Source organism: Shewanella colwelliana ATCC 39565 (genome assembly GCF_000518705.1).
GTDB lineage: Bacteria > Pseudomonadota > Gammaproteobacteria > Enterobacterales > Shewanellaceae > Shewanella > Shewanella colwelliana.
The window spans coordinates 14,357-36,746 of the sequence record NZ_JAEC01000023.1 but is presented as its reverse complement, the minus strand read 5'-3'; the positions used below and the strand labels follow the sequence as shown (position 1 = coordinate 36,746).

18 protein-coding genes are annotated in these 22,390 nt (G+C 44.4%); 8 read left to right on the top strand and 10 right to left on the bottom strand.

Translation table 11 applies throughout. The features are described 5' to 3' along the window. Positions 1-78: 78 nt before the first annotated feature. The 4 genes from ihfB to aroA form a co-directional block, all read right to left on the bottom strand. Complete coding sequence (ihfB, locus tag L876_RS0111145) at positions 79-366, bottom strand: integration host factor subunit beta (RefSeq protein WP_028763893.1); 288 nt, start codon at positions 364-366, stop codon at positions 79-81. 71 nt (positions 367-437) lie between these two features. Then, entirely contained in the window at positions 438-2,105 is a 1,668-nt protein-coding gene (gene rpsA / locus L876_RS0111140) for a 30S ribosomal protein S1 (protein ID WP_028763892.1), read from the bottom strand. 99 nt (positions 2,106-2,204) lie between these two features. Next, positions 2,205-2,897: a (d)CMP kinase gene (gene cmk / locus L876_RS0111135; protein WP_028763891.1), complete on the bottom strand. Its 693-nt coding sequence runs from the start codon at positions 2,895-2,897 to the stop codon at positions 2,205-2,207. 189 nt (positions 2,898-3,086) lie between these two features. Continuing rightward, positions 3,087-4,367: a 3-phosphoshikimate 1-carboxyvinyltransferase gene (gene aroA, locus L876_RS0111130; protein ID WP_028763890.1), complete on the bottom strand. Its 1,281-nt coding sequence runs from the start codon at positions 4,365-4,367 to the stop codon at positions 3,087-3,089. 394 nt (positions 4,368-4,761) lie between these two features. Here aroA and L876_RS0111125 point away from each other — a divergent pair, with 394 nt between their 5' ends. Continuing rightward, entirely contained in the window at positions 4,762-5,952 is a 1,191-nt protein-coding gene (locus tag L876_RS0111125; protein ID WP_028763889.1) for an amino acid aminotransferase, read from the top strand. 129 nt (positions 5,953-6,081) lie between these two features. On the opposite strand, the gene L876_RS0111120 is transcribed toward L876_RS0111125, so the two are convergent. The 4 genes from L876_RS0111120 to gyrA form a co-directional block, all read right to left on the bottom strand. Continuing rightward, positions 6,082-6,369: a hypothetical protein gene (locus L876_RS0111120; RefSeq protein ID WP_028763888.1), complete on the bottom strand. Its 288-nt coding sequence runs from the start codon at positions 6,367-6,369 to the stop codon at positions 6,082-6,084. A 12-nt stretch (positions 6,370-6,381) separates the two neighbouring features. Then, on the bottom strand, positions 6,382-6,597 hold the full coding sequence (locus L876_RS0111115; protein ID WP_028763887.1) for a hypothetical protein: 216 nt from the start codon (positions 6,595-6,597) through the stop codon (positions 6,382-6,384). A 160-nt stretch (positions 6,598-6,757) separates the two neighbouring features. Beyond that, a complete protein-coding gene (serC, locus tag L876_RS0111110) occupies positions 6,758-7,849 on the bottom strand; it encodes a 3-phosphoserine/phosphohydroxythreonine transaminase (RefSeq protein ID WP_028763886.1) in 1,092 nt (363 codons plus the stop codon). Positions 7,850-7,994: 145 nt separating this feature from the next. Continuing rightward, a complete protein-coding gene (gene gyrA, locus L876_RS0111105; RefSeq protein ID WP_028763885.1) occupies positions 7,995-10,637 on the bottom strand; it encodes a DNA gyrase subunit A in 2,643 nt (880 codons plus the stop codon). A 297-nt stretch (positions 10,638-10,934) separates the two neighbouring features. Between gyrA and ubiG the strand changes: the two genes are divergently transcribed. From ubiG to yfaE, 5 genes are all read left to right on the top strand, one after another. Then, positions 10,935-11,651: a bifunctional 2-polyprenyl-6-hydroxyphenol methylase/3-demethylubiquinol 3-O-methyltransferase UbiG gene (gene ubiG / locus L876_RS0111100; protein WP_028763884.1), complete on the top strand. Its 717-nt coding sequence runs from the start codon at positions 10,935-10,937 to the stop codon at positions 11,649-11,651. Next, a complete protein-coding gene (locus L876_RS0111095) occupies positions 11,638-12,318 on the top strand; it encodes an HAD family hydrolase (protein WP_028763883.1) in 681 nt (226 codons plus the stop codon). The genes ubiG and L876_RS0111095 overlap by 14 nt, the downstream gene beginning before the upstream one ends. Before the next feature lie 451 nt (positions 12,319-12,769). After that, positions 12,770-15,058 carry a class 1a ribonucleoside-diphosphate reductase subunit alpha gene (gene nrdA, locus L876_RS0111085; protein WP_028763881.1) on the top strand — a complete coding sequence of 763 codons (2,289 nt, stop codon included), beginning with the start codon at positions 12,770-12,772 and terminating at the stop codon, positions 15,056-15,058. 77 nt (positions 15,059-15,135) lie between these two features. Further along, on the top strand, positions 15,136-16,266 hold the full coding sequence (nrdB, locus tag L876_RS0111080) for a class Ia ribonucleoside-diphosphate reductase subunit beta (RefSeq protein WP_028763880.1): 1,131 nt from the start codon (positions 15,136-15,138) through the stop codon (positions 16,264-16,266). After that, complete coding sequence (gene yfaE / locus L876_RS21580) at positions 16,232-16,630, top strand: class I ribonucleotide reductase maintenance protein YfaE (protein WP_051413085.1); 399 nt, start codon at positions 16,232-16,234, stop codon at positions 16,628-16,630. The genes nrdB and yfaE overlap by 35 nt, the downstream gene beginning before the upstream one ends. Here the strand turns inward: yfaE and L876_RS0111070 are convergent. Continuing rightward, complete coding sequence (locus L876_RS0111070; RefSeq protein ID WP_248674577.1) at positions 16,627-17,073, bottom strand: YciI family protein; 447 nt, start codon at positions 17,071-17,073, stop codon at positions 16,627-16,629. The genes yfaE and L876_RS0111070 overlap by 4 nt on opposite strands. A gap of 122 nt (positions 17,074-17,195) precedes the next feature. After that, positions 17,196-19,211 (bottom strand): NADPH-dependent 2,4-dienoyl-CoA reductase, encoded by a 2,016-nt coding sequence (locus L876_RS0111065; protein WP_028763878.1) that lies wholly within the window; start codon positions 19,209-19,211, stop codon positions 17,196-17,198. A 155-nt stretch (positions 19,212-19,366) separates the two neighbouring features. On the opposite strand from L876_RS0111065, the gene sppA reads away from it, so the two are divergent. Then, positions 19,367-21,208 carry a signal peptide peptidase SppA gene (gene sppA, locus L876_RS0111060; RefSeq protein ID WP_028763877.1) on the top strand — a complete coding sequence of 614 codons (1,842 nt, stop codon included), beginning with the start codon at positions 19,367-19,369 and terminating at the stop codon, positions 21,206-21,208. Positions 21,209-21,306: 98 nt separating this feature from the next. Further along, the gene (gene ansA, locus L876_RS0111055; protein ID WP_028763876.1) at positions 21,307-22,320 is read left to right on the top strand and encodes an asparaginase; all 1,014 of its coding nucleotides are present in this window, start codon (positions 21,307-21,309) and stop codon (positions 22,318-22,320) included. The last annotated feature ends 70 nt before the right edge of the window (positions 22,321-22,390 follow it).

Genomic DNA, 22,390 nt, shown 5'->3' with positions numbered 1-22,390 from the left:
TTTTAGCTAACTAGCTAGCTATACCTAGAATTTAGACATAAAAAAACCTCCTTTCGGAGGCTTTTAAAACAATGTCATTTACGAGTTGATTGCATCAACGCGCTCACGCAGTTCTTTGCCAGGCTTAAAGTGCGGTACATACTTGCCTTCCAATTCGACTGATGTGCCAGTCTTTGGGTTACGACCTGTACGTGGTGCACGATAATGTAGAGAAAAACTACCAAAACCACGGATCTCTATACGATCACCGCCTTCCAATGTTGTCGCCATCTGCTCCAACATCTCTTTGATTGCACCTTCTACATCTTTTGCCGACAGCTGCGACTGCCTAGTGGCAAGTTTTTCGATCAGTTCGGATTTAGTCATCCTGTACCCTCTATAATCAAGCCAAACACAGTCACCTAACGGGGATGAAACATCCCCGAACTTCAGGCGATTTACTTACGAGCTGCTTTGAACGCTTCAGCCATGGCACTGCTCATAGCAACGTCATCTTGCTTGTTCAAGTTAGCCATCGCTTCCTTCTCATCAGCTTCATCTTTCGCTTTGATAGATAGGCTGATAGTACGGTTCTTGCGATCAACACCCATGAACTTAGATTCAACAGCGTCACCTACTGAGTATACAGTAGACGCGTCTTCAATGCGCTCACGTGAGATATCTGCTACACGTAGGTAACCTTCTACAGTTTCAGCTAGCTCAATAGTAACGCCTTTCGCGTCAACAGCAACTACAGTACCGTTTACGATAGCACCTTTCTTCTTATCTGCAAGGTATGCATTGAAAGGATCATCTTCAGTCTGCTTAACACCAAGGCTGATACGCTCACGCTCTGGGTCAACAGAAAGAACAACTGCATGGATCTCGTCGCCTTTCTTATAGTCAGATACAGCTTCTTCGCCAGTACCGTTCCAAGAGATATCAGAAAGGTGAACTAGACCGTCGATGCCGCCGTCAAGACCGATGAAGATACCGAAGTCAGTGATTGACTTGATCTTACCAGAAACCTTGTCGCCCTTCTGGAAACGCTCTGCAAAGTCATCCCATGGGTTAACTTTACACTGCTTAAGACCTAGAGAGATACGACGACGTTCTTCATCGATGTCTAGAACTAGAACTTCAACTTCATCACCTAGGTTAACAACCTTAGATGGGTGGATGTTCTTGTTAGTCCAATCCATTTCAGAAACGTGTACTAGACCTTCTACGCCTTCTTCAATTTCAACGAAACAACCGTAGTCAGTTAGGTTAGTTACGCGACCAGTCAACTTAGTGTTTTCTGGGTAGCGCTTGCTGATTTCTAACCATGGATCTTCGCCAAGTTGCTTAAGACCTAGTGAAACACGAGTGCGCTCACGGTCATACTTAAGTACTTTAACGTTGATTTCATCACCAACATTTACGATTTCAGATGGGTGCTTAACGCGCTTCCAAGCCATATCTGTGATATGTAGAAGACCGTCAACGCCACCTAGATCTACGAATGCACCGTAGTCAGTAAGGTTCTTAACGATACCTTTAACCGCTTGACCTTCTTGAAGGTTTTCAAGAAGAGCATCACGCTCTGCACTGCTTTCTGATTCGATAACAGCACGACGAGAAACAACAACGTTGTTACGCTTCTGGTCTAGCTTGATAACTTTGAATTCTAGTTCTTTGTTTTCTAGGTGAGCAGTATCGCGAACTGGGCGAACGTCAACTAGAGAACCTGGTAAGAATGCACGAATACCGTTTAATTCAACAGTGAAACCGCCTTTAACCTTACCATTGATGATACCGATTACAGTTTCAGCATCTTCGTACGCTTTTTCTAGAACGATCCAAGCTTCGTGACGCTTCGCTTTCTCACGAGAAAGCTGAGTCTCACCGAAACCATCTTCAACAGAGTCTAGGGCTACGTCAACTTGGTCACCAACTGCGATTTCAAGAGCGCCTTGAGCGTTTTTGAACTGTTCAGCTGGGATTGGGCTTTCAGACTTCAGACCTGCGTCAACAAGTACCATACCGTTCTGGATTGATACTACAGTACCACGAACGATAGAACCTGGACGGAACTCAAGTGTTTCAAGGGATTGTTCAAATAGATCAGCAAAAGATTCAGTCATGTTTAAGTTACTTTCTTTAATAAACCACGGACCATCCTGGACGTGGAGTCAGATTAATAATTTGTCGCATCCATTCGACAAATGATAAAACGCTAGCCTTTACAGACTAACGTTAGGTAATTTTTTGGTGATGTGTGCAAGGCAAAGTGCCAATACTTCATCAATATCTATCGTTGTCGTATCAATAACGAGTGCGTCTTCAGCCGGAACTAAAGGTGCTACGGGGCGATTCATATCGCGCTCATCTCGTTCGATGACCTCGGATAAAAGACGGTCGATATTAACATCGAAGCCCTTGTCCTGCAACTGATTATAGCGTCTTTGGGCCCTTTCCTCAGCAGTCGCCGTTAAATAAAGTTTAGCTGGCGTTGTTGGGAATACCACTGTGCCCATATCACGACCATCAGCGATAAGCCCTGGCACTTCTGCAAACGCGCGTTGACGGCGAAGTAATGCTTCTCTAACCGTAGGAAAAGCCGCTACTTTAGAGGCAGCGTTTGAGCATTCTTGACTACGGATGTCATGGGAAACGTCTTCGCCTTCTAAAACAACTTTAATGCCATTTCCATTAGCCGTGATGAATTGCACATCTAAATGCGCGGCTAATAAGGCCAATGATGATTCGTTGTCGAGTTCTACATTGTGATGGATCGCGGCTAACGCTAATACGCGATATATGGCACCGCTGTCTAGCAGTTTCCACCCTAATCGAGTTGCAAGTAACTGACTAATGGTACCTTTACCTGCACCGCTTGGGCCGTCAATGGTGACGATAGGAGCCCGTTGTGACATATGATTCTCCAAATTAAAATCTATCTTCCCTAAAGATCTTGATATTCATCCACTAAAAAAGAGCGCGCGCATTATAAACCAAATCTGATAACAAAGCGGTAAAAACTTAAGATTATTCAGGTGCAGGTATAAACTCTGTAGATAAATGAGAGGTCAATTAGACTTAACCTCTCATTCTCTTTACCAATTTTATACGGCTAACGCGGCAAATTTTTCAAAGTAGTTTGGAAAGGTTTTTGAGGTGCAGTCAGGGTCGTTGATAGTGATTCCACAGTCGGCAAACGCCAGCATAGAGAAACACATGGCCATACGATGATCGTTATAAGTGTCGATATCGGCAGTGTTAGGAGCCATCGGTGGTGTGACACTGATGTAATCATGGCCCTCATCGACGATGGCGCCGACTTTACGCAGCTCTGTTGCCATTGCTGCAAGTCTATCGGTTTCTTTAATGCGCCAGTTGTAGATATTGCGCAAAGTTGTAGTACCTTGGGCAAATAAAGCGGTTGTTGCGATCGTCATCGCAGCGTCAGGAATATGGTTCATGTCTAAATCGACCGCCTTGAGTTGTGCAACCCGCGAGATAATATAGTCATCCCCCCACTCTATTTCGGCGCCCATTTTCGCTAACACATCGGCAAATTTTACATCGCCTTGAATGCTCTTAAGACCAACGCCGGTTACTTTAACTTCTCCGCCCTTAATGGCGCCAGCCGCTAAAAAGTATGAGGCTGATGATGCATCGCCTTCAACTAAGACGGTTCCTGGTGAGACATAAGCTTGTCCGCTGAGAATTTCGAAGCGTTCATAGTTGTGGTTTTTCACCTCCACACCGAACTGTGCCATTAGTGCAATCGTGATATCGATATATGGCTTAGAGACGAGTTCGCCTTTGATTTTGATATTTACTGTGCTTCTTGCAAGCGGTGCAACCATCAATAAGGCGGTTAAGAATTGACTGGATAGGTCACCCGCTATCTCTACATCACCGCCATTTAAGCCCGTAGCGTTAATGGTCAACGGTGGAAAGCCAGGGTTCTTCAGGTAGGTTACATCCGCACCGAGTTGTGCCAGAGCGTCAACAAGGTCGCCAATGGGGCGCTCTTCCATACGAGGTTCGCCCGTTAAAGTAAACGTACCGCTTCCTAAGGTTAATGCAGCGCATAAAGGACGCATCGCGGTGCCAGCGTTACCAAGAAAAAGCGTTTGGGCATCAGAAGCGTTCATCGCGCCGCCAATACCGTCGAGTTCACAGATCGTTTTATCTTCAGAGAGACGATAGTTCACACCCAGTTGCTTGAGTGATGCAAGCATGTAGCGAATATCATCTGAATCAAGCAGGTTAGTCAGTTTAGTCTTACCTTTGGCTAACGTCGCTAATAACAATACGCGATTAGAAATACTCTTAGAGCCGGGAATATTAATCGTGCCTTGGACTTTACTGATGGGTTCGAGTCGTAGTTGCTTCATGAATCACTTCTTTTATCATTGCATGACGCCTTAACGGCCATGCGGGTTATCATTAACGTTTGTACCATCACGACAAAATGGCGACCTGTTCAAAAAGACTTTGAACCTCGTGGTTATAAAGTTACTGATCGTGGCTCACTATTCAACACTTTTTTGCAATTAATAGGGCTTAATGAGTAATTTTCTTACCTAACAGGTCAAAAGGTGTGGCTTTGTTAGTGAGAGTTGAGCCATTTTGCCGATTTGTTAACCGCTGGCATAAATATTTTCCATTTCTCTTGCGGGGTAAAATCAACACAAGCACTGTTATTTGTCTGCCAAACTGGTTTATCCTAGGTTTTCACGCCCGAGGCCAAGAAAGGCCGATAAACTTAATAAAAAGGTTGTTGGAGCTATGTTCGAAACACTTACCCCTATGCCCGCCGATCCTATCCTTGGATTGATGACCAAATATCGCGAAGATACTCATGCTAATAAGGTCGACCTCGGTGTCGGTGTTTATAAGGATGAGCAAGGTCACACCCCTATTTTGCACTGTGTGAAGATTGCAGAGCAGCATCGCATAGACACAGAGGAAACAAAAGTTTACATAGGCCCGACAGGATCAGCATCATTTAACCAACTGCTTGGTGAGCTGGCTTTTGGTCAAGATAACCCTGCACTGCTGGCTGACCGAGTACGGACAGTATCTACCCCCGGCGGAACGGGGGCACTGCGCGTCGCTGCCGATTTTATCAAACGTCTTAATCCAAACGCCGTTGTATGGGTCAGCGATCCAACTTGGGCAAACCACACTGGTCTGTTTGAAGCGGCGGGCCTATCTGTTAAAACCTACCCTTACTATGATCACGACAATAAGACGCTGAAATTTGACGAAATGCTCTCTGCTTTGTCGCAAGTGGGTAAGGATGATGTTGTGCTACTGCATGCATGTTGTCATAACCCAAGCGGCATGGATTTGACCACACAGCAATGGGACAAAGTGATTGAGTTAACCAAGCAACAAGGGTTTACTCCACTTATTGATATGGCGTATCAAGGTTTCGGTGATGGCGTAGATGAGGACGCCTACGGTGTGCGTCAAATGGCTGCTCAGGTTGATAATATGATCTTATGTAGCTCATGCTCGAAAAACTTCGGTCTATATCGCGAGCGCATCGGCGCCTGCTCTATCCTGGGTCGTGATAGTCAATCGGCTAACGTGGCTTTCTCGGTGCTACTTTATGTGGTGCGTTGCATCTACTCTATGCCACCTGCTCATGGTGCTGCAATTGTCGAAACTATTTTAGGATCAAGTGAACTTAAGCAACAATGGTTAGATGAGCTAAAAGAGATGCGGGATCGGATCAACGGTAACCGAGTTATGTTGGTGAATAAGTTGATAGAAAAAGGTGTCACACGCGACTTTAGCTTTATTGCAGAGCAAAAAGGAATGTTTTCTTTTTTAGGAATTACTCCCCAACAAGTCGCACAATTACAACATGATCACAGTATCTATATGGTTGATTCAAGCCGTATTAGTATTGCAGGGATAGGTGAAGGTAATGTGGATTATCTCGCAGAGTCCATTGCCAAGGTGCTGTAATAGCCATTTATAAGTAGGCCCAATTTATGGGTTAACTAAAGTCGCGCGGCAAATTTGCGTGCGACTTTTTCGATGCAAATAAACATTAAAAATCAGACGAATAGCGAAAATAATCAGCAGGATTGGATTTTAAATATCAAAAACTTCGATACCCAAAACGGCTAGCCAGTCGTCCAGGTTAAAATGGGTATCATCTTCCTTGTGCACTCGCACCACATAATAGATTAGCCTATTTAGCAAATGGTCTCGTTTTGCTAGAGCGACATCGGTAACCACCCCTGTACCGCCCCAACCTAGTTGATGTCCCTGAAGATAGGCATCATGCTGAATAGCATCACAGTCTCTCTCTATTTTATGCCGAGTATCCGCCTCTGAAAGCCCCTCTATATAGGACTCTATCGGAACCAAGTAATCCACAATAAGCGCTGATTATGCCGCTATCGCTTTGGCGACTTTCGTGGTTTCCCCTGTACCCAAGTCGAGGCTATGCTCATCTAATACAGTCTTATGCGCTAAATGAAACTCCATAATTAGCGATATGGGCACTTCTTTTGGCGAAGATTTTTTGTTTAGCCCTACGTCAACACCGTATGCCGATACACTGAGTGGTAGTAACAAAGTTAGAATTAATAACAGCTTTTGCATTAATACTCCCTTTTTCAAAATCGTCATTATTTGTAATTCGACAAGGCAACAAAAAGGATAACCCCGCTAACGATGAATAACTGTCGAGCAAGCATGAAAATAGCGAATAACTCAGGGTATTCGCTATTTATTTACTTATCTAAAGCTGACAGTTATCACGCTAGGCGTTGCGCTGAGCAAACTGTTTCATAAAGTTAACTAACGCTTCAACCCCTTCAATTGGCATCGCGTTATAAATACTGGCTCGCATACCGCCAACACTTCTATGCCCCTTTAGTGCGACTAAGCCTGCCTCCTTCGCCTGGCGAATAAACTGCTCGTTAAGTGACTCATCTTTGAGATAAAAGGTGACATTCATTTGTGAGCGGTTAGCGTTAGCAACTCGACTTTCGTAAAAGTCACAACTGTCGATAAATGCATAGAGTAGTTGTGCTTTTTGTTGATTAATCGCCTCCATTGCAGCCACGCCGCCATTGGATTTTAACCACTTGAACACTTCAGCAGCAAGGTACCATGCAAATGTCGGCGGCGTGTTGTACATCGAATCATGTTTAACTGCCAATCGATAATCCATGATTGATGCTTGTGGCTGTTGTGGCAGCGCAAGTAAATCATCTTTTATGATGACGATACTTAAGCCTGATGGACCAATATTCTTTTGTGCTCCCGCATAGATTAATCCATAGCGGCTGACATCAATTTTACGCGACATAATATTCGACGACATATCGGCAACGATGGGCCAAGGAGCATTTAACTCTTCAAAAATTTCGATACCATCAACGGTTTCGTTTGGACAGTAATGAACATAGCGATAATCTTGGTCTATAGCAGATAGATCAGGTAAAGAAATACTATTGATATTATTATCTTTATTTACAATATTAAGGATGTCTATCTGTTCTTTTCCGGCGAGTTTTACCGCCTCGTCGACAGCCGCTGAAGACCAGCTGCCATCAACAAGATATAGAGCTTTTCCTTTGCTACCTAAAAAATTATTCACAACAGCAGCAAATTGACCCCGTCCACCACCATGCATAAACAGTACATGGTAGTTAGCTGGGATTGCCATCAGCTCTCGGATATCCGCTTCTGCTTCCTCTGTTAGCGCTATAAACTCTTTACTTCGATGGCTGACCTCCATCACTGAGACACCTTGGCCATTCCAATCTAATAACTCCTTTTGTGCCTTTTGCATTACCTCAGCGGGTAACATTGCAGGCCCCGCACAGAAATTATATGTCGCGCTCACTTACTTCTCCTTTGACGCTTAGGGTCAATTGCGTTGATACAATAGTTGTTGCCACTGGCATTATTATAAGAATTATCTGTTTACGTTTTTTGCTTGCAGAAACAAAACGAGCGTCCAAATGGACGCCCGTTAAATTGTTTAACCGTTATTCGTTAGGCTCTTCAGCCTCTGGCGCTTCACCTGGTGTTTGCTCAACTTCACCCTCAATAGCTTCGGCATCAACGATGATAGGATTACCCTCTTCGTCAAGTTCGATCTCATCTTGGATTTCGTCAATACGCTGCAGGCCAACAACACTTTCATCATCACCTGTACGGATAATCGTGACACCTTGTGTGTTACGACCAATCGATGATACGCCTGTTGCTGGTGTACGGACTAAAGTGCCTTTATCACTGATCAGCATGATCTCGTCGTTCTCTAGCACTTGCACCGCGCCAACTACAGCACCGTTACGCTCGCTAACTTTAATTGACACCACACCTTTGGTTGCACGGCTCTTGGCTGGATATTCACCTAGCGCAGTACGCTTACCATAACCGTTTTCTGTCACGGTTAAGATAGGGCCGTCGTTCTTCGGTACGATTAACGATACTACGGTTTGACCATCTTCAAGCTTGATACCGCGTACACCAGTCGCTGTACGACCCATGCCACGAACTTGATCTTCGCTAAAGCGAACGACTTTACCTTCATTAGAGAACAGCATTACTTCGTTATCACCATTAGTGATATCGACACCGATTAGCTGGTCGCCATCTTTAAGGTTAACCGCAATAATACCGTTAGCACGTGGGCGAGAGTATTGCTCCAGAGAGGTCTTCTTCACTGTACCGTGAGACGTTGCCATGATGACATACTTGTCTGCGTCGTATTCACGAACAGGCAAGATGGCAGTAATGCGCTCGCCTTCAGACAGCGGCAATAAGTTAATAATTGGACGACCACGAGCCGTACGGCTAGCTAGCGGCAATTGATAAACCTTCAACCAATACAGCTTACCGAAGTCAGAGAAGCACAAGATGGTGTCGTGGGTATTGGCAACTAATAGTTTTTCGACGAAATCCTCATCTTTCACTTTAGTTGCAGCTTTACCTTTACCACCACGGCGCTGCGCTTGGTAATCAGAAAGTGGTTGATACTTGGCATACCCTAAGTGAGATAGCGTGACAACAACATCTTCTTCATTAATAAGGTCTTCAAGACTCATATCAATTTCGTTAGCGTTAATCACGGTACGACGACTATCACCATACTGCTCTAAAATCTCTTCAAGCTCTTCTTTAATCACTTCCATTAAGCGTTCTGGGCTACGAAGGATCAATAGCAAACCAGCGATTAAGATAAGTAACTCTTCATACTCGGCAAGGATCTTTTCATGCTCTAGACCCGTTAGACGATGCAGGCGTAGCTCAAGAATTGCCTGAGCTTGTTGCTCAGTCAGGTAATATTTGCCGTCGCGGATACCAAACTCAGGTTCTAACCATTCTGGACGCGCTGCATCATCACCTGCTTTTTCAAGCATGCCTTGTACATTACCTAAATCCCAGCCTTGAGCAACGAGTTGCACTTTTGCATCAGCAGGGGTTGGCGATGCTTTAATCAACGCGATAATAGGGTCGATATTAGCTAAGGCAATCGCCAGTGACTCAAGGATATGAGCACGCTCTCGAGCCTTACGTAGTTCAAATACTGTCCGGCGAGTAACCACTTCACGACGGTGAAGAATAAAGCACTCTAGCATCTCTTTGAGGTTAAACAGTTTCGGCTGACCATTGGTCAATGCCACCATGTTTATACCAAACGAGCACTGCATCTGTGTTTGTGCGTATAGGTTGTTAAGTACAACCTCACCCACTTCGCCACGCTTAATTTCGATAACGATGCGCATACCGTCTTTATCAGACTCATCGCGCAGGCCACTGATGCCTTCAATCTTTTTATCTTTAACAAGCTCGGCAATCTTTTCAATTAAACGCGCTTTGTTAACTTGATACGGGATTTCGTGAACAATAATACGCTCACGGCCATTGTCTTCGGTTTCTACTTCGGCTTTAGCGCGCATCACGGCGCGGCCACGGCCAGTCATATAAGCATCGATAATGCCTTTACGACCATTAATACTTGCAGCCGTTGGGAAGTCAGGGCCTGGGATATATTCCATCAACTGTTCGATAGATAGACTTGGCTCTTCAATCAGTGCTAAACAGCCTTGTACTACTTCAGTCAAGTTATGCGGAGGAATATTGGTGGCCATACCGACAGCAATACCCGATGACCCATTAATTAATAGGTTTGGTACGCGCGTTGGCAATACTGCTGGAATAAATTCTGTACCGTCATAGTTAGGTACAAAATCAACGGTTTCTTTCTCTAAATCGGCTAAAAGCGAATGGGCCAATTTCTGCATACGAATTTCGGTATAACGCATCGCCGCTGCAGAGTCACCATCAACAGAACCAAAGTTACCTTGGCCGTCAACTAGGGTGTAACGTAGCGAAAATGGCTGCGCCATACGAACGATAGTGTCATAAACCGCCGTATCACCGTGTGGGTGATATTTACCGATCACATCACCGACAACACGTGCCGACTTTTTGTATGGTTTGTTCCAATCGTTCTTAAGTTCGTTCATCGCGAATAATACGCGACGGTGAACCGGTTTTAGCCCGTCTCTTACATCAGGTAGAGCTCGGCCAACGATTACACTCATGGCGTAATCTAAATATGAATTCTTTAATTCGTCTTCAATATTAATTGGTGTTATAGATGAAGCCAGATCAGTCATAAACTGCTCGATCCCTTGAAATTTAGCTGACAAAATACTGTTCAAAAACCAGACAATATAACGTCAAGCCTGAAAACGTGATTTGGCATTCTAACACAGATATTTAATGTCGCTAGACCCTATTGAAATTTCCCTGAAAATATCTGTTTCGGCCCGTAAACATTGATAGAAATCAATCGCCGAACGGTTAACCAGCGATCTGCTGCTTATCTCGTCAGTCTGTACGCTATTCTCCTTTGTTTCTGAAAAGCGATAGGTATAATGGCGAAAAATAAAATCTCGGCAGAGGTGCTAAACATGTCAGAAAACATCAATGTTGATCCGCAAGAGATCGCTAAATTCGAAAAGATGGCGGAAACCTGGTGGGATCCCGCTGGCGAATTCAAACCATTACACAAGCTCAATCCACTGCGTCTTAACTTTATCGATCAAACTGTTGGTGGGCTATTTAGTAAGCAAGTTTTAGATGTAGGCTGTGGTGGTGGCATTTTATCTGAGAGCATGGCACGTATAGGTGCAAATGTGACCGGTTTAGATATGGGCACTGAACCATTAGATGTGGCTAGGTTGCATGCATTAGAGACTGGCGTAGAGATAGACTACATTCAAGACACTGCCGAAGCGCATCGAGATTCACATCGCGGCCATTATGATGTCGTGACATGTATGGAGATGTTAGAACACGTGCCTAACCCCGCCTCTGTGATTCAAGCATGCGCTGAGATGGTTAAGCCTGGCGGCCATGTGTTTTTCTCTACAATCAATAGAAATATTCGTGCCTATGTTGAAACCGTGTTGGGCGCCGAGTACCTATTAAAGATGCTTCCCGTTGGCACCCATGATCATAATAAGTACATCAAGCCGGCCGAGCTTATCGCCATGGCAGATCGTGTTGACCTTATATGTACTGATGCCACTGGTATCACTTATAACCCTATTACAGACATCTTTCGATACACAAAGAGTTTAGATGTTAACTATATGATAGCCACCGTCAAAAATGACGATGCGTAAATTACCCGCCATCAAGGGCGTGTTGTTCGACCTTGATGGCACCTTAGTCGATACCGCTCCCGATCTGATTGCTGCGCTTAATCTGGCGTTAGTTGAATACGGCTACCCTCAAGTCGCTTTATCGGCAATTCGCGATGAGGCATCTAATGGGAGTATGGCCTTAGTCAATGCGGCGCAACCCTATATAGGCGATGTTGCTCAAACTCAACTGCAACAAGCTTTGCTAAAGCATTACGGTCAGGTCAACGGCCAGCAGGCGATCTATTTTGATGGAGTAAAGAAGCTCATTGATTTTTTAGTCGCCGAGCAGATCCCTTTTGGCGTAGTCACTAATAAAGCGGCTTACTTTGCCAGACCACTGCTTCACCATTTAGGGCTCATACCATTAATGCCTGCGGTGGTTAGTGGCGATTCAGTTCGTTATACCAAGCCCCATCCAGCACCAATGTTACTCGCGGCTCAACAGATAGGGGTTGATGTGGCCCAGATACTCTATTTGGGAGATGCATTACGAGACCTTCAGGCGGCACAAAATAGTGGCATGCAGGGAGGAATTGCACAATGGGGTTATATAGGGCAAGCGGATAACAGTAGCGAATGGCCCCACGACTTTAGTTTTGACAATCCAGATGAGATAATTGCTCTACTGAACGCCAATCTTAAGTAACAAGTTATCGATACATTTTGTGTTAGCGCTTTTGGTCACCATCAGTCACTAGCCTGACAACGATCGTTTTTTGACTAATCGGATCGAAACGATCGTTTATAAAACTGGCGATCTTCACATTTAAATTTGTGTGGTTAAATGTTAACCCAAGGGGGCTATCGTAATTGAAAACAAGGCTTAAAGGTAAGTCGTTACTAACCCTTATTGTTACCCCCAAGATATCCACAAGTTGTCCAGTAAATTCTCTCTTGCAAAATCGCCCAAACCTCACTATCTTGTATCCTATAATTTAAAAAACACCATATATTGTGTGTAGGTGATGGTCGAAGACACTAGAAACTAGGTGTAGTATCGACGTATTTCTTAACCCATCTATTGTTTTTACATGGAAACGTTGGGCCAAAGTAACTCCTCATCTTTATCACAATAGTCAATTCAGGGCTTATCGTTAATGAACAGCAATATGCAAGTCACGAAACGCAGTGGCGAACGCGAAACCATCGATCTTGACAAGATCCACCGTGTCATCACCTGGGCGGCAAAAGGACTTAAAAACGTCTCGGTATCAGAAGTTGAATTACGCTCTCACCTTCAGTTTTACGACGGTATTCCAACAGAAGCTATTCATGAAACTATTATCAAGGCAGCCGCAGATCTTATCTCGCCTGAATCGCCTGATTATCAGTTTTTATCTGCCCGTTTAGCCATTTTCCATTTGCGTAAAAAAGCATTCGGTCAGTTTGAGCCTCCAAAGCTGTACGACCATGTCGTAAAATTGGTAGAGCTTGGCAAATACGATACACATATCTTGAATGACTATAGCCGTGAAGAGATCGATATCTTAGGTAGTTATATCGACCATTGGCGTGACATGAACTTCTCTTATGCTGCGGTTAAGCAGCTAGAGGGTAAATACCTAGTTCAAAACCGTGTAACCCATGATATTTATGAGAGTGCTCAGTTCCTTTATATTCTCGTGGCGGCGTGTTTATTTGCTAAATATCCAAAAGACACTCGTTTGCAGTATGTCAAAGATTTCTACGACGCCACGTCGACCTTTAAGATCTCTTTGCCTACACCGATTATGGCTGGTGTCCGTACACCAACTCGCCAGTTTAGCTCTTGTGTATTAATTGAGTGTGGTGACAGCTTAGATTCTATCAATGCAACCGCGTCATCTATCGTTAAGTATGTATCGCAACGTGCTGGCATAGGGGTCAATGCAGGACGCATTCGTGCGTTAGGTAGCCCAATTCGCGGCGGCGAAGCATTTCATACTGGTTGCTTGCCTTTTTATAAGTATTTTCAAACCGCGGTTAAGTCTTGCTCTCAAGGCGGCGTGCGCGGTGGTGCTGCGACCCTGTTTTATCCGATGTGGCATCTGGAAGTCGAATCACTCTTGGTTCTAAAGAACAACCGTGGTGTCGATGATAACCGTATTCGTCATTTAGATTACGGTGTACAGATCAACAAACTCATGTACCAACGTATGATTCAAGGTGGCGTGATCAGTCTCTTTAGTCCATCAGATGTACCTGGTATGTATGATGCGTTCTTTGAAGACCAACAAGAGTTTGAACGTCTTTACTTAAAATATGAAGCAGACAAGAGCATTCGTAGAAAAGAAGTCAAAGCCGTGGAGCTGTTTGCCTTGATGATGCAAGAGCGCGCATCTACGGGTCGAATCTATATCCAAAACGTGGATCACTGTAATACACACAGCCCGTTTGATTCTAAAGTTGCGCCAGTGCGTCAATCTAACTTGTGTTTAGAGATTGCATTACCAACTAAACCACTGAACAATATCAATGACCCTGATGGCGAGATTGCCTTGTGCACGCTATCGGCATTGAACCTAGGTGCCATCAAGAAGCTTGAAGAGTTAGAGCCATTAGCGGATTTAGCTGTACGTGCGTTAGACAATTTATTGGATTATCAAGATTATCCAATCACGTCAGCACACAAAGCCTCGATGAATCGTCGTACCTTAGGTATAGGGGTGATCAACTTTGCTAATTACTTAGCTAAAGAAGGTGTGCGTTACTCTGATGGTTCAGCAAACGGTATTACTCATAAAACCTTTGAAGCCATTCAATATTACCTATTGAAGGCCTCTGTAAACTTGGCTAAAGAACAGGGTGCATGCCCACTGTTCCATGAAACCAATTATGCTAAAGGTATTTTGCCAATCGACACTTATAAGCGCGATTTGGACAAGATCTGTGATGAACCCTTACATATGGATTGGGAAACGTTACGAGAAGAGATTAAAACTCACGGCCTGCGTAACTCAACACTGTCTGCGTTGATGCCGTCAGAAACCTCTTCACAGATCTCTAACGCGACAAATGGTATCGAACCACCGCGTGGTTTAATCAGCGTTAAGTCAAGTAAAGATGGCCAGTTAAAGCAAGTCGTGCCAGATTTCGACAAGTATCAATACAGCTATGAGCTGCTTTGGCAGATGCCTAACAACGATGGTTATCTTCAACTTGTCGGGTTGATGCAAAAATTTGTTGACCAATCGATCTCTGCAAACACTAACTATGATCCAAGCCGTTTCCCGGGTAATAAAGTTCCTATGCAAGTGTTGCTTAAAGATCTATTAACCGCCTACAAATATGGTGTGAAGACACTTTACTATCACAATACTCGTGATGGCGCTTCAGATAGTCATGACGATATCACTGCCATTGAGAAAGAAGATGACAGTTGCGCTGGCGGCGCATGTAAAATCTAACCAACCCTAGATTTTAATCACCAGTATTTAATGCGAATTAAAGGGGGCTTGCCCCCCATGTATCGGAAGATAGAAAAATGGCCTACTCAACATTTTGTCAGACAGCAAATAACGCTCAACTAGAACCTATGTTTTTAGGGCAGTCAGTTAACGTTGCACGTTACGATCTCCAGAAATATGAAGTTTTCGAGAAACTTATTGAAAAGCAGTTATCTTTTTTCTGGCGCCCAGAGGAAGTTGATGTCAGTAAAGATAAAATTGATTATGCGGCCCTGCCGGATCATGAGAAACATATCTTTATCTCAAACCTAAAATATCAAACCTTGCTTGACTCTATTCAAGGTCGCTCACCTAACGTAGCATTTTTACCACTGGTATCGCTACCTGAATTAGAAACCTGGATCGAAACTTGGTCGTTTTCTGAAACTATTCACTCGCGTTCATACACTCATATCATTCGTAATATCGTTAATGACCCCTCTGTGGTGTTTGACGATATCGTTGAAAACGAGGAAATTTTAAAACGCGCCACTGACATTGCAATCTACTATGACAAGCTTATTCAGCTAAGTCAGGCTTATCACCTGCTTGGCGAAGGTACCCACGAAATCGATGGGAAAATGATTGATGTCACTAAACGTGAAATCAAAAAAGCCCTCTATTTATGTATGGTATCTGTAAACGTACTTGAGGCTATCCGCTTCTATGTCAGCTTTGCCTGTTCGTTTGCCTTTGCTGAACGTAAAGTGATGGAAGGTAACGCTAAGATCATTCGTCTTATTGCTCGTGACGAAGCACTCCATCTAAATAGCACCCAACACATTCTAAAAATCATGCAAGGAGGCAAAGATGACCCTGAGATGGGTGAAATTGCCAAAGAGTGTGAACAGACAGCTATCGACATTTTTGTTAAAGCTGCAGAGCAAGAAAAAGAGTGGGCGAAATACCTATTTAAAGATGGTTCTATGATAGGTTTGAATGAACAGATTTTATGTCAGTATGTCGAATATATTACTAACGAACGCATGAGATCAGTTAACTTCCCAAGTCCTTATGAAGAGCAGAGTAACCCACTCCCGTGGATGAAGAACTGGTTAGAGAGTGATGCAGTACAAGTTGCACCACAAGAAGTTGAAGTCTCCTCCTACCTTGTTGGTCAAATCGATTCATCGATTGACGAAAGCGAATTTGCAGACTTTGACCTTTAATAACGCCACGTTTAAAAAGGCACCTATTGTCAGTCTTCAAGGTCAACCTGCGCTGTTATACACAGCGCAGCACACCAGCTTGTTAGACGCATTAGAACAAAAGAAAGTAAAGATATTCTCAGAATGTCGTAACGGATTTTGTGGTGCCTGTAAGACAAAAATCAATAAAGGCACTGTGCGCTATCACACCGTGCCTTTAGTTGAACTTGAGGCTAATGAATGCCTACCCTGCTGCTGTTCTCCAGAGACGGATCTCGACTTAGCGCTATCGGCTAATGGTGCTGAAGTAGTGACTCCGCGCCAACATTGCCATCAAACAAACAATATTGAGCAAGAACCACAACTGGTCAGCAATGAAAATTAAATCCCTTCCTTAGCAATCTGTTGATGAACAGCATTGACCTGTATCAATGCAGCACTGCCATACCAAGGATGAAGTTCCATCACCAAGCGACCAGCTTTAATGGCAGGATCTGATTCGGTTAATGCAGTTGCCTCTTCCACCGTGGCTACATTAAAAATATAGATCCCCCGTATATCACCTTCGTCCATAAAGGGACCGGCCAGTACTAGCTTTCCAACTTTGGCTAAACGACTAATATTATCTAAATGCGCACGTTGAAGACGTGCAGCCTCAGCTTCAGTCTGTCCTCGATTGGGACCGCGTTTTAAAAACGCCATCACATAACTTTTCATCCCATATTGATCAGCCCCAAGCTGAGCGGCTAATTCATCATCAAACTTCGCTGATGCCTGACTGCCGTACAAAGCCAATATTAATCCGACTAATAATTCGTTTAGTTTCACCAGTATCTTCTCATTCAGTGGTTAACGATTGATGATAACATGGCAATAATATGGCTATTTGGCAAACTCTAGCCCAAAAAAAGGGTCTGTAATCAGACCCTTTTACACTGACTAATACTGAGCTACAACTGTGTTGCTAGCTCAGCACCTTGACGAATAGCTCGCTTAGCATCGAGTTCAGCCGCCACGTCTACGCCGCCAATAAGGTGCACCGGCAAACCCGTGCTTTTCATCTCATCGACCAAAGTACGATTTGACTCTTGCCCTGCACATAAAATGACATTGTCAACGGCGAGCACGCTCGCCTCACCATCCATACTGATATGTAGACCCTGTTCATCAAACGACTCGTAGGTCACCCCAGTCTTCATCTCGACTTGGTGATGTTTAAGCACGCTACGATGGATCCAACCTGTGGTTTTACCCAGTCCTTTCCCCATCTTGCTAGTCTTACGCTGCAACAGGTAGATTTTTCGATGGGGTGAATCAAGCTCTGGCGCTTTGAGCCCACCTCTATCAGCGTAACTTTTGTCTATGCCCCACTGCTTCAACCATTTTTCAGGATGTAGGGTAGATGATTCATCTTCACCTAAGAAATGCGCCATATCAAAACCTATGCCCCCGGCACCAATTAAGGCCACGTGCTCACCAACAGTGACTTCACCACTGAGCACTTGCTGGTAGGTGACAACTCTTTCATTATCAAAGCCTGGCAGATCGATACGGCGCGGCACGACACCTGCAGCAATGACCACTTCATCAAACTGCTCATCCCTCACAACTGACGCATCCAGGCGCGTGTCAAGGCGTAGTTCTACATGGTGACGTTTCATCTGCTCGGTGAAGTAACGAATGGTTTCGTCAAACTCCTCTTTACCCGGGATTTTTCGTGCCAAATTAAACTGTCCCCCCACCTCTGACTTTGCTTCAAACACCACAACTTTATGGCCGCGGCTTGCCGCATAGATAGAGAATGCCATACCTGCAGGACCCGCCCCCATCACAGCAATACGCTTCTTTATCTGCGCAGGGGTGAAGTTAAGCTCAGTTTCATAACATGCTCTAGGGTTAACCAAGCAGGTCGCACGCTTCAGTGAGAAGGTATGGTCGAGACAGGCTTGATTACAACCGATACAGGTATTAATCAGCTGACTCTCGTTTGCAGCGGCCTTATTAACAAATTCAGCATCTGCAAGAAATGGCCGTGCCATAGAGACCATGTCTGCTTGACCCGAGGCAAGAATATGTTCTGCGATCTCTGGCGTGTTGATACGGTTGGTCGCCACTAATGGCAACTTAACCTCGCTTTTCAGTTTTTCCGTTACCCAAGCAAAGGCACCGCGAGGAACACTGGTCGCAATTGTCGGTACTCGAGCCTCATGCCAACCAATACCCGTATTAATAATCGATACACCAGCTTGCTCCAACGACTTAGCAAGCGTTACCACTTCATCCCATGTCGATCCATTGTCGACAAGGTCGAGCATCGACAGACGGAAAATGATAATAAAATCCTTGCCCACTTTCTCCCGAATAGCGTTGACGATTGCTAGTGGGAAACGAACACGATTTTGGTAAGCACCACCCCATTCATCGGTACGTTTATTGGTACGTGCACAGATAAATTGATTGATTAAGTAGCCTTCAGAGCCCATCACTTCAACACCGTCATAACCGGCTTTTTTAGCCAGGGCCGCTGACGTTGCGTAGTCCTTAATTGTGCCTTTAACTTGGCGCGATGACATTGCCGAAGGCGTAAACGGGGTGATGGGTGACTTGATCTTACTTGGCGCTTGTGAAAACGGATGGTAACCATAGCGGCCAGCATGCAAGATCTGCATACAAATTTTGCCGTCTGCTTCATGTACTGCTTGCGTGACTATTTTATGCTTGTTTACTTGCCATGGAAAACTTAACTGGCATGCGTGTGGCGCTAATCTGCCTCGCAGGTTTGGCGATATGCCACCTGTAACGATCAGTCCTACGCCCCCTATTGCGCGCTCTTTATAAAATGCTGCCAGTTTCTCAAAACCGCCCTTTTCTTCTTCTAAACCTGTGTGCATAGAGCCCATTAACACGCGGTTTTTAAGCTGGGTAAAGCCCAAATCTAAGGGTTCTAATAAATGCGGAAACGACATTCAAACATCCTTTTTAAACAAGTGATTTAAATCAGCATACCTCTTGTTGGTTTTAAGCTCAACAGTCAAAAGATAAGATTCATTTACAATTGTGTTTAGCTACGTAATAGAATTTCAGTTAGCATAGAAGCAATGACCTAATATAGGAGTGGAGAATGTCCGCTAAACCTTCAATTTTTAAAAGGATCTTAACCATTTTGTGGAACACCATAAATGGTACCCGTAAAGTGATCCTCAACCTGTTTTTCTTTGGTTTCTTAGCCATTGTCATCGTTGCATTGAGCAGTGATGATATGCCTGTAGTCGAAGATGGTTCTGCTTTAGTATTGGACCTTGCTGGTGCTGTTGTTGAACAAAAACGACAAATTGATCCCATTGAAGCTGTAATGAAAAATGGTAAAGCCAATGACGGAAGCGGAGAAATTCTACTGTCAGAGCTTATTCATACCATTGATAACGCAGCGAGCGACAAACGCATCTCTTCAATAGTGTTAGATGTAGGTCACCTACAATGGACCGGCATCAGTAAATTACAAAGCATTGGTGATGCACTCAGCCGCTTTAAAGAGTCAGGTAAACCGATCACTGCTATAGGTAATTGGTATGGGCAGAATCAATATTTCTTAGCGAGCTTTGCCGATACAATTTATCTCAATACTCAAGGTTCTGTCGAAATTAATGGTTTAAGCCGTTATCGCCAATATTACAAGTCTGCGTTAGATAAGCTAAAAATTAAGGCTCACGTGTTCCGTGTTGGTACCTTTAAGTCTGCAGTAGAACCATTCCTACGAGATGACATGTCAGATGCTGCAAAACAAGCCAATACCGAACTGCTCGGTGATATCTGGTCTAGCTATGAAGCCACAGTCGCGAAAAATCGTAACATCAACCCTGAAGATATAGTGTTGAGTGCCGATCGTTATATCAGTGAATTAGATAAAGCCAAGGGGCGCTCTTCTGATATGGCACTTAATATGGGCTGGGTTGATAAGTTAGTTTCGGCTGAACAATTTCGCTTAGATATGATTGCCCAAGTGGGCGAAGCCAGTGACGGTGACCAGTATAAACAGATTAGCTTCTATGATTATCAAACCTTAGTGCAGGAGCAACCACCGCTTATTATCGAAGATGCCGTTGGCATAGTCGTCGCTAAAGGCAACATTCTTAATGGTAACCAACCAGCGGGCCAAATTGGTGGCGAAAGTACCTCGGCCTTGCTACGTAAAGCTCGTTTCGACGAGACGGTTAAAGCCGTTGTGCTTCGCGTTGATAGTCCTGGTGGCAGTGCTTTTGCATCAGAGCAGATCCGCCAAGAGGTACTCGCACTTAAAGCAGCTAACAAGCCTGTAGTGGTCAGCATGGGAAGCTACGCTGCGTCCGGTGGTTATTGGATATCGGCGAGTGCAGATTATATCTTTGCAACGCCTACTACCCTCACAGGCTCTATTGGTATTTTCGGCATGGTCACCACATTCGAAGATTCCCTCGCCAGTATAGGTATACACACTGACGGCGTAGCAACCTCTGATTGGGCAGGGTTCTCCACCACTAAAGGGATTAGTGAGGACTTAAAAGCGATAATTCAACGTCACATTGAACGCGGCTACCATGACTTTATTTCTTTGGTTGCCAACGAACGTGATATGGACTTAGAACAGGTCGATGGCATAGCGCAGGGCCGGGTTTGGTCCGGTAAAAAAGCGCTTGAGCTTGGGTTGGTCGACGAGCTAGGAGATCTAGACGTTGCCATCACCAAGGCCGCTGAACTCGCAAAACTTGAAAAGTTTGACACTCAACTCATTGAACAGGAGTTAACGCCTCAAGAACAGTTTATTCAAGAGATGTTTGCCACGGTTTCAGTGTACCTGCCGATGAGCAGTCAACAAGGCGGAATGCTAGAGCAACTTCTATCGCAATTTAGTCATATAGCTGAAGAGTTTAATGCCTTTGATGATCCTAATGGCGTTTATCTGTACTGCGATACCTGTAACTTTTAGTAACCATTAAACAAAAGCCCGCTGAAGCGGGCTTTTTTATTATTCCTTTCCTCAGTATAATCGCGCCACCCTCGGCAATAACTATAGTAAGAAGCACAATGAAAAAACGTTCCATCTACGTTGCGTACACTGGTGGCACCATAGGGATGCAGAAAACCGCAAATGGCTTCGCGCCTGTGCCTGGGTTTTTAACCGATTGTGTCAATGATATGCCGGAGTTTTTCCATGAAGAGATGCCCCACTTTGAGATCAGCGAATATCAGCCGCTAATAGACTCTTCCAATATGGCCCCTACCGATTGGCAGATGATTGCCAACGACATTAAAGCCAACTATGACAAATACGATGGATTCGTTATATTGCATGGTACCGACACCATGGCATTCACCGCTTCAGCACTCTCTTTTATGCTTCAAGGGCTGACCAAACCTGTAATTGTCACTGGATCACAGATCCCACTGGCGCAGCTCCGTTCAGACGGTCAAACAAACTTATTGAATGCGCTGTACATTGCCGCCAACTATCCCGTTGCCGAAGTCTGTCTGTTTTTCAACAACAAACTGTTTAGAGGAAATCGCACCACCAAAGCACATGCCGACGGTTTTGATGCCTTTGCCTCGCCAAATTTCCCTATGCTGTTAGAAGCTGGAATCAAGATAAGAATGAAGGCTGGCAAAATCAGTCACACCAGTGAAAATAGATTGGAAGTGGCGACGATTAGCCCGCAACCTATTGGTGTAGTCACTCTTTACCCGGGGATCACCAATCAGATCATCGACAACATTTTACAGCAACCTGTTAAAGCACTTATTCTGCTTACATATGGGGTTGGCAATGCGCCACAAAACCCACAATTACTCGATTGTCTTAGAAAAGCAAATGACCGCGGCATTGTGTTAGTCAATCTCACCCAATGTTTGCAGGGCAAAGTAAATATGGGCGGTTACGCCACTGGCAACGCTCTTGCTAAAGCCGGTGTTATCAGTGGCTTTGATATGACGACCGAAGCTGCACTGACAAAATTACATTATCTGTTATCGACCAAATATAGCGTCGAAGAGATCAGAAGCTTGATGCAGAAAAATCTATTTGGCGAACTTACTGAAGATTAAAAAAAGCCCCTAATATACTGAGCAGTATTAGGGGCTTTATTACTTTCATTGGGCCAATTATCGACGGGCC